The organism is Streptomyces acidicola, assembly GCF_009377235.1.
Lineage (GTDB): Bacteria > Actinomycetota > Actinomycetes > Streptomycetales > Streptomycetaceae > Streptomyces > Streptomyces acidicola.
In genome coordinates this window covers 1-11,877 of the sequence record NZ_VMNX01000274.1, presented here as the reverse complement: position 1 = coordinate 11,877, position 11,877 = coordinate 1, and the positions used below count along the sequence as shown (strand labels likewise).

Annotated in this window: 6 protein-coding genes; 3 read left to right on the top strand and 3 right to left on the bottom strand. The window is 71.6% G+C overall.

Annotated features, from left to right (window positions below):
• Positions 1 to 256 precede the first annotated feature (256 nt).
• The 3 genes from FPZ41_RS40100 to FPZ41_RS40090 all read left to right on the top strand — a co-directional run bounded on the left by FPZ41_RS40100 (position 257) and on the right by FPZ41_RS40090 (position 5,530).
• The gene (locus FPZ41_RS40100; RefSeq protein WP_152868968.1) at positions 257 to 2,176 is read left to right on the top strand and encodes a glycoside hydrolase family 3 protein; all 1,920 of its coding nucleotides are present in this window, start codon (positions 257 to 259) and stop codon (positions 2,174 to 2,176) included.
• A gap of 199 nt (positions 2,177 to 2,375) precedes the next feature.
• Positions 2,376 to 3,047 (top strand): hypothetical protein, encoded by a 672-nt coding sequence (locus FPZ41_RS40095; protein ID WP_152868971.1) that lies wholly within the window; start codon positions 2,376 to 2,378, stop codon positions 3,045 to 3,047.
• A 131-nt stretch (positions 3,048 to 3,178) separates the two neighbouring features.
• The gene (locus FPZ41_RS40090) at positions 3,179 to 5,530 is read left to right on the top strand and encodes a protein kinase domain-containing protein (protein ID WP_152868966.1); all 2,352 of its coding nucleotides are present in this window, start codon (positions 3,179 to 3,181) and stop codon (positions 5,528 to 5,530) included.
• Between the two features lie 64 nt (positions 5,531 to 5,594).
• Here FPZ41_RS40090 and FPZ41_RS40085 read toward each other — a convergent pair whose 3' ends face one another.
• The 3 genes from FPZ41_RS40085 to FPZ41_RS40075 all read right to left on the bottom strand — a co-directional run bounded on the left by FPZ41_RS40085 (position 5,595) and on the right by FPZ41_RS40075 (position 11,664).
• Positions 5,595 to 7,049 carry a S28 family serine protease gene (locus FPZ41_RS40085; RefSeq protein ID WP_152868964.1) on the bottom strand — a complete coding sequence of 485 codons (1,455 nt, stop codon included), beginning with the start codon at positions 7,047 to 7,049 and terminating at the stop codon, positions 5,595 to 5,597.
• 337 nt (positions 7,050 to 7,386) lie between these two features.
• Positions 7,387 to 7,743, bottom strand: coding sequence for a hypothetical protein (locus FPZ41_RS40080; RefSeq protein WP_152868969.1), 357 nt, complete (start codon positions 7,741 to 7,743; stop codon positions 7,387 to 7,389).
• A 132-nt stretch (positions 7,744 to 7,875) separates the two neighbouring features.
• Complete coding sequence (locus tag FPZ41_RS40075) at positions 7,876 to 11,664, bottom strand: ABC transporter ATP-binding protein (protein ID WP_322621337.1); 3,789 nt, start codon at positions 11,662 to 11,664, stop codon at positions 7,876 to 7,878.
• Positions 11,665 to 11,877 lie beyond the last annotated feature (213 nt).

Here is an 11,877-nt window from a genome sequence, read left to right as displayed (position 1 = left end):
CACCCCCACCCCGCCCCGTCCAAACGCCGAACTGCCGGAGAGTCTCCGCTGTGCGGTGTCGGCCCTCGCTGCTGGCTGCGATCGCTGACCACCCTCTCCGCCGCCTGCGGCCGGCAGCACGCCGTCACCGGTGCGCCCCCTCCGACTGCGCCGGTGACGGCCCCGCACCGGGTCCCGGTGCGGCCCCTTGACTGGAAGAAACTTCCCGGTTATTCGTGACTCCTCGGAAGTTTCCTTCATGAGGGAAGGAGCGCGCATGCGCGACTCCAGCACAGGAAGCACCGGAAACACCCCCAAACCTACCGACCCACCTGCCAACCCACCTACCAACAGACCCACCAACCCACCTACCAACAGCCCTTCCCGCCGCCCTTCCAGACGTACCGTCCTCGCCGCGACCGCCGGAGTCACCGCCACCCTGGCCCTGGACGCCACGTCCGCCGACGCGGCAGCCCCGGCGCCCGGCACCGACGACAAGGGACTCCGCGCCCTCATCTCCCGTATGACGCTGGAGGAGAAGGTCGGCCAGCTCTTCGTGATGCGGGTGTACGGGCACTCGGCGACCGCCCCGGACCAGGCCGACATCGACGCCAACCTCAAGGAGATCGGCGTACGGACGGCCGCCGAGCTGATCGCCAGGTACCACGTCGGCGGGATCATCTACTTCGCCTGGGCGCACAACACCCGGGACCCCCACCAGATCGCCGACCTGTCGAACGGAATCCAGCGCGCCTCCCTCGGTCTCCCCCGGGGACTGCCCGTGCTCATCTCCACCGACCAGGAGCACGGGATCGTGGCGCGCGTGGGCAAGCCCGCCACCCTCTTCCCCGGCGCGATGGCCCTCGGCGCGGGCGGCTCCCGCTCCGACGCCCGCGCGGCCGCCCGCATCGGCGGCGCCGAGTTGCGCGCCCTCGGCATCCGGCAGGACTTCGCGCCCGTCGCCGACGTGAACGTCAACCCGGCCAACCCGGTCATCGGCGTACGGTCCTTCGGAGCCGACCCCGAGGCCGTGGCCGGGATGGTCGTCGCCCAGGTCGGCGGGTACCAGGGTTCCGGGGTGGCCGCCACGGCCAAGCACTTCCCGGGGCACGGCGACACCACGGAAGACAGCCACTACGGCTTCCCCGAGATCAAGCACACCCTGGAGCAGTGGACCCGGCTCGACGCCCCGCCGTTCAGGGCCGCGATCCGTGCCGGCATCGACTCCATCATGACCGCGCACATCATGGTCCCGGCCCTCGACCCGTCCGGGGACCCGGCCACCCTGTCCCGCCCGATCCTCACCGGCATCCTGCGCGAGGAGCTCGGTTACGACGGCGTCGTCGTCACCGACTCGCTGGGCATGCAGGGGGTGCGGACCAAGTACGGCGACGACCGGGTGCCCGTACTCGCGCTCAAGGCCGGTGTCGACCAGCTCCTCAACCCGCCCTCCCTGGACATCGCCTGGAACGCGGTCCTGAACGCCGTACGGAACGGCGAGCTCACCGAGGCCCGCCTTGACGAATCGATCCTGCGCGTCCTGCGGCTCAAGGCGAAGCTCGGGCTCTTCCAGAAGCCGTACGTCAGCCAGGACGGAGTCGACCGGGTCGTGGGCGGCGACGCTCACCTCGCGACCGCCGACCGCATCGCCGAACGCACGACGACGCTGCTGGTCAACAATCAGCGGTTGCTGCCGCTGTCGCGCCGTACCCACCGCAACGTGCTCGTCGTGGGCGCGGACCCGGCCTCCCCGTCCGGCACCACGGGACCGCCGACCACCGTCCTCGCCACCGCCCTCACCGAACTGGGCTTCACGGCCACGGCGCTGTCCACCGGCACGGCACCCTCGCAGACGGCCATCGACAGGGCGGTCGCGGCGGCGGAGGGCAAGGACGCGGTGGTCGTGGGGACGTACAACGTGACGGCGGCCAACTCGCAGAAGACACTCGTCGACGCGCTGGTCGCCACAGGTGTACCCGTCGTCGCCATCGCGATCCGCAATCCGTACGACGTCGCGCAGCTCCCGGGCGTGGGCGCCTACTTGGCGTCGTACTCGTGGACGGACGTCGAACTGCGGGCCGCGGCACGGGTGGTGGCCGGGCACGTGGCACCGCGCGGGCGACTGCCGGTGCCGGTGCAGTACTCGGACGATCCGGCGCAGGTGCTGTATCCGGTCGGGCACGGGCTGACGTACTAGACCTACGTCGCACACCGGGCGCACCACCCCCAAGCTTCGCAAAGCACCCTGTTCGTCTGGCGTGACCCCTCCCCGACGGGCCACGCTGGACGGCGGGGTGCGTCGGGGGGACGGGTTCATGGTTGTGTTGGGCAGGGGTCGCGTGGGTGGCGGGGGTCGCCTGCGGGTGCGGACCGCTTCGCGGAGCGTCGCGGTGGCGATGGCCGCGGTGGCCGCGGTGATGGCGACGGCGGTGCTCAGCGGCTGCCAGCAATGGTCCGGAGCGGACGGCTCCGGCACCGGCTCCGGCACCGGCTCCGGCTCCGGCTCCGGCTCCGGCGGGTCCGACGCCGGCACGCCCGCCGCGGCCGCGTCGCCGACGCGATCGGCGGCGCGCTCATCGGGCTTCGGGGCGGTGTTCCTCGGCGTCGACGAGTGCAGTTCCTTCGGGACGACGAGTTTCACGGAGGTGCCCTGCACGAGCGAGCGGGCCGCGGCCCGGGTGGTGGCCCGGCACGAGGGCAAGGTGTCCGAGGGGCCGGCCTGCCCCGCGACCACGGACTTCGTCCTCCACATCAGCGAGGCCCGACAGGGCTACGACGAGAACGGCGACGGCACCGTCTCCCAGGGCTACGCCTGCATGCGCAAGCTCACGCCGCCGCATCCGGGCGACCCGGGCGGCGGTGGCGGGCCCCGCACGATCGTCGGCGACTGCGTGTACAGCACAGGCAAGGGTGAGGTCCGCGAGACGTCCTGCGACGGCGAGGGCGAGAACGCGCCCGAGTACGAGGTCACCTCGGCCGTCGGCAAACGCAGCGAGTGCCCCGCGTCCACGGCCCTCTACGTCCAGCTCGGCGGCGACGACCCGGTGGGCTGCGCCCGGCCCGTCTGAGCCGTCAACTCGCGGCGCACAAGGCTCTCCTGGGGTGGCACTCGGGGTCGATATCATCCGCTTGCCGACCGTACGGCGATGGCAGTACGACGACGGCAGTGCGCCGATGGCAGTCCGACGATGGGGGGACGATGGCCCAGGACGCTCAGGACGCTCAGGATGTTCAGGGCAAGGGCGAGCTGCCGGAGATTCCCGGCTACCGTCTCGACTCGCTCCTCGGCTCCGGCGGCATGGGCCGCGTCTATCTCGGTACGTCGCCCTCGGGCCGCCAGGTCGCCGTCAAGGTGATCCGCACCGACCTCGTCCACCGGCCCGACTTCCGGCAGCGGTTCCGGCGCGAGGTCACCGCCGCCCGCCAGGTCAGCGGCGCCTTCACGGCGCCGGTCGTGGACGCCGACCCGGACGCCGACCCGCCCTGGATGGCGACCCTCTTCGTACCGGGACAGCCGCTGGACCAGCGCATCAAGCTGGGTCCCCTGCTGGGCTCCGAGGAGCTGTACCGCCTGGCCACGGGTCTCGCCGAGGCGCTGCGCGACATCCACCGCGCCGGAATAGTGCACCGCGACCTCAAGCCGGCCAACGTCCTGCTCGCCGACGACGGCCCCCGCGTCATCGACTTCGGCATCGTGCGCGCCGCCGACGCCGACATGCCCACGGGCACCGGCATCACCGTGGGCACCCCGCCGTTCATGTCGCCGGAGCAGATCCGCGCCCAGAAGGACGTCGGCCCACCGAGCGACATCTTCTCGCTGGGCTCGGTGCTGACGTACGCGGCGAGCGGCCATGTGCCGTTCGACGCAACGGACGTGTACGCGGTGGCGTACCAACTGGTCCACGAACCGCCCGACCTGGACGGCGTCCCCGACTGGCTGCTGCCGGTGGTCGAGCGCTGTCTGGCCAAGGAGCAGACCGAGCGGCCGGACGCGGACGAGCTGCTCGCCCTACTGCAGAGCACGCCCGTCCCGGCCGCCCTCGACTCGCCGGACACCGTGGTGCTCCGCGCACCCGCGCCCCGCGGGCCCCGCACGTCCGGCTCGCCCCGCACGTCCGGCTCGACCGGCTCATCCAGCTCGACCGGCTCATCCGGGCTTCCGGCGGAGCCGACCACCGCGGGCGCGGGCTCCGCCCCCACTCCCCCGCCCCGGCGGCGCCGGCGTCTCGTCCTCTCGGCGGCGTCCGCGGTCGTGGCGGTCGCCTCCCTGACGGGCGGGCTGATGTACGCGCTCGACGGCGGTGAGGACGGCCCGGGCTCCGGCACGGACCCCAGAGGGAGCACACGCACCGTGACGCAACCGGAGGGCTCAGCACGCTACATGAGCACGCAGTCGGGGTCGGGCGGCTTCACGTTCACGTACCGCGACAGCCCGGAGCGCCGTCCGAAGGGCTGGCGGCAGTGGCAGTACAACCTCCAGAACAGCGACTGCGTGTACGCCGCTTCGTCCCTGCTGTGCGTCGGCGACCGGACGGTCCGGATCGACGCCGCGACCGGCAAGGAGCTGTGGCGGACCGACAAGGCGTCGGCGTACGGCCAGAACACCCCCGTCGTCGTCGGCGACACCGCGATCGTCAACATCGGTGACCGGATCATGGGTCTGTCGCTCGCCGACGGCGCGGTGAAGTGGCGCTATACGACGCCGACGCTCACCCAACGGCTCATCGGCGACGGCGAGCGGGTGTACGCGGTGGACCACGACGGGCGGGTGCACGCCGTCGACGCGACGTCGGGCAGGGAGAGCTGGGCGGTGACGGCCCGCGTGTCCGGCGACGGCAGTTCCGGGCATCCGCCCGCGCTGCGGGTGGTGGGCGAGAGGCTCTACGTCTTCGCGAGCGCCTCCGCCGACGCGCTCGGCGAGGACTTCGTCACGGTCGTCAACACCGGCAGCGGCACGCGCGTCGCCGCGTTCGCACTGTCCGCTCCGTGCGACGCCGGCAGCGAGGCGCTGCTCGACGAGGACGGCACGACGCGGCTGTACTGCGCCGTGACGGACAATACGAACGAGACGGGCACGAAGTACGCCATCCTGCGCCAGGAGCTCGCCGAGGGCGCCAAGGGCGTCCGCACGCAGGTCGACGCGACCCTGGGCAACGGTCAGATCGGGGCGCCCGAACTGTCGGTCACCCCGGGCCGGGTGCTCTTCGTGGCGCCCACCGCGACGGGCGGCGAGCTGGTCGCCGTCGATCCGGTCGAGCGGACCGAGCTGTGGCGCAGGTCCCTGCCCGGCAGGGGCCCGGCCGACGCGCCTCCCGTGCAGGCCGGCGACCGCGTGTACGTCGCCAACCTCCGGGGAGTCGCCGTCTACGCGGCGGACACGGGCAAGCTCCTCTACCAGCACAGCGTGCCGGACATCGAGGACGCCAGCGGTATGGAGCTCGGCCTGGACACGGAGCCGATGGTGGCGGGCGGCATCATCTACGCCCCGTCGTCGAAGGCGGGCTGGGTGAGCCTGGACACCGAGGACACCAAGGACACCGAGCGGAGGTGAGCCCCGGTACCGCGTCACCGTCGCGGCTGTACCGGGGCTCACTCAACGTCCGCCGGGCGGCGGACTACGGCCTGAGCGTCATCTCGCGCTCGATGTCGCGCTTGTCCAGCTTGGCGTCGTACCGGGCCAGCGGCTTCGCCGCGTCCGGGTTCGCCTGGACCGCGGCGGAGGCCACGCCCGCCCACTCCAGGATGCGGGCGGTGGCCAGGGCCTTCTCGTCGGCCACCAGACCGGCCACGTTCGCGCCGTGGTTGAGGCCGGGGGCCGTGAAGACGTAACTGTCACGCGCGCCCTTGCCGAGGTGGAACGGCTCGGCGCCCCACGGGTCGTTCTCGCCGTACACGAAGAGCATGCGGGTGGCGTTGTGGCGGACCCAGGTGTCCACGTCACGCATGGCGTACGGCTGGAACGTCATCGGGATCTCGCGCGGCACGAAGTTCCGCGGCGGCTGGTAGCCGTAGCGGATGTACTTCTTCTCGATGTGCGGGAACTCGATCGTCGGCGCGCCCAGCTGCGTGCCCGCCTGGTAGTAGTACGGCGTGTACGGCTCCAGGCCCTGGTCGGTGTAGGCGGAGAAGCCGGAGATCGTGTCGATGGAGGTCCAGATCTCGTCGTCCGTGGCGGCCTTGGCGTCCTTCGGGATGGTGTCGCTGTCGCAGTCCGCGAGCAGGCTGTACTGCCAGAAGCCCCACACGTAGTCGAGTACGGTCGCCTCGTACGCCTTGTCCAGGCTGCCGATGGTGTCGAAGGTGAGGCCGTCGGCGGCGGCGTACTCCGCGTACTTCTTCTCCAGCGGTTCACGGCGCACGAGTGCCTCGCGCTGGACGGCGTTCAGGCGGTCGCGGCACTCCTTGGTGCCGACGCCTGCGAAGAACCGGTCGTAGGCCGAGTCCTCCTTGTTCACCACGTCGTTGGGGGCGACGTAGGCGACGACGCCGTCCATGTCGCGCGGGTAGAAACGCTCGTAGTAGGTGGCGGTCATGCCGCCCTTGGAGCCGCCGGTGGAGATCCACTTCTTCGAGTAGATCTTCTTCAGCGCGGTGAAGATGCGGTGCTGGTCGCTGGCCGCCTGCCAGATGTCGAGCTTGGACCAGTCGGCCGGGGCGGGACGGGACGGGGTGAAGAAGCGGTACTCCATGGAGACCTGGTTGCCGTCCACGATCTGGGTGGGCTCGCGGCGGCCGGGGTTCGTGGAGACGTTGTAGCCGCCGGTGTAGAAGACCGTCGGGCGGCTGGTGTCCTTGTGCAGCATGGTGATCCGCTGCTGGAACGTGCCCTTGGACGGGCGCCGGTGGTCGATCGGCTGGGTGTAGTTGAGAACGAAGAAGCGGTAGCCGGAGTACGGCTTCTCCTCGACCAGGCTCATGCCCGGGATCGCGAGGAGCTGGTCCTTGATGTCGGTGGTGGCACTGGTGCCGGTGCCCGTGGCGTCCGGCTGGGCGGCGGTGGCCGCCCCTGCCGTGCTCACCGTGCCTATGAGCACCACGAGCGCCAGCATCCATCTGAGCGCCTTGCGCATGGAATCTCCCCTGTGACTCATCGTGCGCCGGAACCTAGTCGAGCGACCGGCGCCCGCACCAGGGGACGAGGCCGCCAACTGGCCGGAGACCAGCGGAGATTAGGGAAAACCCTGTGCGGGTGGACGGGTCAGCTGCCATCGCTTGAGGGGTCCGGGGTCCGGACCGGGGGCGCAGCCCCCAAGGGGCGCGGGGCTGTGCCGATATGCGGCTCCGCCGCGTGGGCGCGACCAGCCACACACGGCCCGCAGACTCCCGACAACAACACGGGGCTGCCACCAACCGAGGCCCGGGGGCGCAGCCCCCAGAAGGGGCGCGGGGCCTGGGGCGCAGCCCCGGTCAGCAGAGGATCCACCCCGAGCTCGTGCTGCCGTTGCTGACCGCGCCCTTGACCCAGACGCACCGCCGACCGGCGTGCACGGCCCCCGTACCGATGCGTTCCTTGCGCTTACCCTCGCGCAGCACCGGCCGGCTCCCGCGTGCCTGCACGCTGACCGACATCCACCGGGAGGCGCCCCGCTTCTTGGCGACGGTCACGGCGCAGACGTATCCGCTGCGCTTGTAGACGTCCACGCGGCCGGTGGAGAAGGGCAGCGTACGGACCTTGCGCCCCGCGCAGGATGCCGCCTCGGCGCTGCCCGGCCCGGCCACCACGAGCAGCCCGGACGCGGTCAGCAGGGCCAGTACGAGCGCCATCCGCCGCCTTACCGCACCGTGCGTCCCCGCCGCTCTACCGCTCACCGCGATTCACCCCTCCCCGCGCAGAAGACGTACTGGTGTACGGACGCGCGACGTATGCCGGATGGTTGCACGTCCACTGGCGGGGTGTCAGCTCGGCGCGCTGACGGGCTCCCCCACGAAGGTGCGCCACAACTCCGCGTACCGGCCGCCCAGTCGGAGCAGTTCGTCGTGGGTGCCGTCCTCGGTCACGCGCCCGTGGTCCATCACGACGACGCGGTCCGCGCGGGCGGCGGTCGTGAGCCGGTGGGCGACCACGAGCGTGGTGCGGCGGCCCGCGAGGCGGTCCGTGGCCTGGTTGACCTGGGCCTCGGTGGCCAGGTCGAGGGCGGCCGTGGCCTCGTCGAGGAGCAGGATGTCGGGGTCGACGAGTTCGGCGCGGGCCAGCGCGATGAGCTGGCGCTGCCCGGCGGAGAGGTTGCGGCCGCGTTCGGCGACCTCGTGGAGGTAGCCGCCGTCCAGCGTGGCGATCATGTCGTGCGCGCCGACGGCCCGGGCCGCGGCCTCCACCTCGGCGTCGGTGGCGTCGGGGCGGCCGTAGGCGATGGCGTCACGGACGGTGCCCTGGAAGAGGTACGCCTCCTGCGGCACGACGCCCAGCCGGTGCCGGTACGACGTGATGTCCAGGTGCCGCAGATCGGTGCCGTCCACGAGCACGCGCCCGTCCGTGGGGTCGTAGAAGCGCGCGACGAGCTTCACCAGGGTCGACTTGCCCGCGCCCGTCTCACCGACGAAGGCGACCGTCTGCCCGGCCGGGATGGTGAGCGCGACCCCGCCGAGGGCTTCCTCATCCTCCCCGTAAGCGAAGTGGACGTCCTCGAACGTGATGTCCCCGCGCAGGGACAGCACCTCCAGCGGCTCCTCGGCCGCCTTCGTCGACGTGGGTTCGCGGAGCAGCTCCTGGATGCGGCCCAGCGACACCGTGGCCTGCTGGTAGCCGTCGAAGACCTGGGAGAGCTGCTGCACGGGTGCGAAGAACAGGTCGATGTAGAGCAGGTACGCGACCAGCGCGCCCGTCGTCAGCGTCGCGGAGTCCACCCGCTGCGCGCCCACCACCAGCACGGCGGCCGCGGCCACCGACGACAGCAGCTGCACGAACGGGAAGTACACCGATATCAGCCACTGGCCGCGGACGCGCGCCTTGCGGTAGCTGTCACTGCCGGCCGCGAAGCGCTCGCCGCCGTCCCGCTCGCGCCGGAACGCCTGCACGATCCGCAGCCCGGACACCGACTCCTGGAGGTCGGCGTTGACCAGCGCCACGCGTTCACGGGCGAGTTCGTACGCCTTCACGCTCGCCCGGCGGAAGAAGAACGTGCTGATGATCAGTGGCGGCAGCGTCGTGAAGACGACCAGCGCGAGCTGCACGTCGATCACGAGCAGCGTGCCCATGATGCCGAAGAAGGTGACGACCGAGACGAAGGCGGTGACCAGGCCCGTCTGGAGGAAGGTGGAGAGGGCGTCGACGTCCGTCGTCATCCTCGTCATGATCCGGCCGGTCAGCTCTCGCTCGTAGTAGTCGAGTCCGAGCCGCTGGAGCTGGGCGAAGATCTTCAGCCGGAGCGAGTACAGGACGCGCTCACCGGTCCGTCCGGTCATCCGCGTCTCGCCGATCTGTGCCGCCCACTGGGCCACTACGGCGAGCAGCCCCAGCACGGAGGCCGCCCACACTCCGCCGAGGGCCAGTTCGGAGACGCCGTTGTCGATGCCGTGCCGGATCAGGACGGGGAGGAGGAGTCCCATGCCGGCGTCGACGGCGACGAGCCCGAGGCTGATGAGCAGGGGGACCCTGAAGCCCCGCAGCAGCCGACGCAGGCCGTACGACTCCTCCGCGGTGACCGCCCGCGCCTCGTCGATGGCCGGGGTGTCGGTGGCCGGGGGCAGCGCCTCGACCTGGGCGAGGAGTTCGGGGGTGGCCGGTGTCCCGTCGAGGGCGAGGTCCCGGGGCTCCCGGTCGCCCGTCCACAGCCTGGGGGTGATGCCCCGCTCGGCGTCGAACTCGGCGTCCAGTTCGTCCCGTACGGAGGTGTCCGCCGCCAGGATGTCTTCCGTCAGGGTGTCCTCCGCCAGGGAGGCCTGCTTGACGTGGCCGGGCGAGACCCCGCCCAGTTCGTCCGGGTCGGTGAGCAGCGCCCGGTAGAGGGCGGACCGCTCCTGGAGTTCCTCGTGGGTGCCGACGTCGGCGAGGCGGCCGTGGTCGAGGACGGCGATGCGGTCGGCGAGGTTGAGGGTGGAGCGGCGGTGGGCGATGAGCAGGGTGGTGCGGCCCTCCATGACCTGCCTGAGCGCCTCGTGGATCTCGTGCTCGACGCGGGCGTCCACGGCGGAGGTCGCGTCGTCGAGGACGAGGAGACGCGGGTCGGTGAGGATGGCGCGGGCGAGGGCGACGCGCTGGCGCTGGCCGCCGGAGAGGGTCAGGCCGTGCTCACCGACCTTGGTGTCGTATCCCTCGGGCAGTTCGCTGACGAACCTGTCCGCCTGGGCGGCGCGGGCGGCGGTCTCGATCTGCTCCTGGGTGGCGTCGGGGCGGCCGTAGGCGATGTTCTCGCGGATGGTGGCCGAGAAGAGGAAGGAGTCCTCGGGGACGAGCCCGATGGCGGCGCGGAGGGAGTCGAGCGTGAGCTCCCGGACGTCGTGGCCGCCGATGAGGACGGCGCCGTGCGTGACGTCGTAGAAGCGCGGCAGGAGCATCGAGAGCGTGGACTTGCCGGAGCCGGAGGAGCCGACGACGGCGAGGGTCTCGCCGGGGCGTATCTCGAAGCTGAGGCCGTTGAGGACGGGGGCCCTGTTCGACTCCGCGGAGGCGTCCCCGTACGCGAACGACACGTCGTCGAACTCGACGGTCGCGGGGGCGTCGGCGGGCAGCGTCTTCGTGCCGTCCCTGAGGGTCGGCCGGGTGTCGATCAGCTCCAGCACGCGCTCGGTGCCCGCCCGTGCCTGCTGACCGACGGTCAGGACCATGGCGAGCATGCGGACGGGGCCGACGAGCTGGGCGAGATAGCTGGAGAAGGCGACGAACGTACCGAGCGTGATGTGCCCGCGCACCGCGAGCCAGCCGCCGAGCGCCAGCATGGCGACCTGCCCGAGGGCGGGGACGGCCTGGAGCGCCGGGGTGTACCGGGAGTTGAACCGGATGGTGCGCAGCCGCCCCGCGAACAGCTTGCGTCCGACCTCCCTGAGCTTCCCGGTCTCCTGCTCCTCCTGCCCGAAGCCCTTGACCACGCGGACCCCGCTGACGGCGCCGTCGACGACACCCGCGACGGCGGCGGCCTGGGCTTGCGCGTACCAGGTGGCCGGGTGCAGCCGGGTACGGCTGCGCTTCGCGATCCACCAGAGGGCCGGGGCGACGGCGATCGCGACCAGGGTGAGGGGCAGCGACAGCCACGCCATGATCACGAGGGAGATCAGGAAGAGCATGAAGTTGCCGAGGGTCATCGGCAGCATGAAGAGCAGGCCCTGGATCAGCTGGAGGTCGCTGGTGGCCCTCCCGACGACCTGCCCGGTGGACAGCTCGTCCTGACGCCGCCCGTCGAGCCGTGTGATCGTCTCGTACATGTCGGTCCGCAGGTCGTGCTGGACGTCGAGGGCGAGACGGCCGCCGTAGTAGCGGCGGATGTAGGTGAGGACGTAGACGAGGACGGCGGACCCGATCAGCGCGCCGGCCCAGGGGGCCATGCTCCGGGTCTGGTCGGTGACGACGTCATCGATGATCACCTTGGTGATCAGGGGGACGATGGCCATGAGGGCCATACCAGCCACGGAGGAACCGACGGCGAGGACGACGTCCTTGGGGTACCGCCAGGCGTACCCGGCGAGTCGACGCGCCCAGCCGCCCCCTTCCCGCCCGGCCCAGCCCCGTATGTCCCCCTGCTCCGCTGCCACGCCGGCGCCTCCCGTCTGTTCTGATATGCCGGAAGGCCCAACGCGGGCGGGTGCGGGTTTCATTCCGCAGGGACGATCCTCCGGAGCAGGACGGGGGCTTTTTCGCGCCCGCCGCCCCTACCCGTCCCATCCCAGGGGCTCCGCCCCTTCGACCCCGCCGAGGGGGCTACGCCCCCTGGATCCCCAGGGCTTCGGGGCTCCGCCCCGGACCCC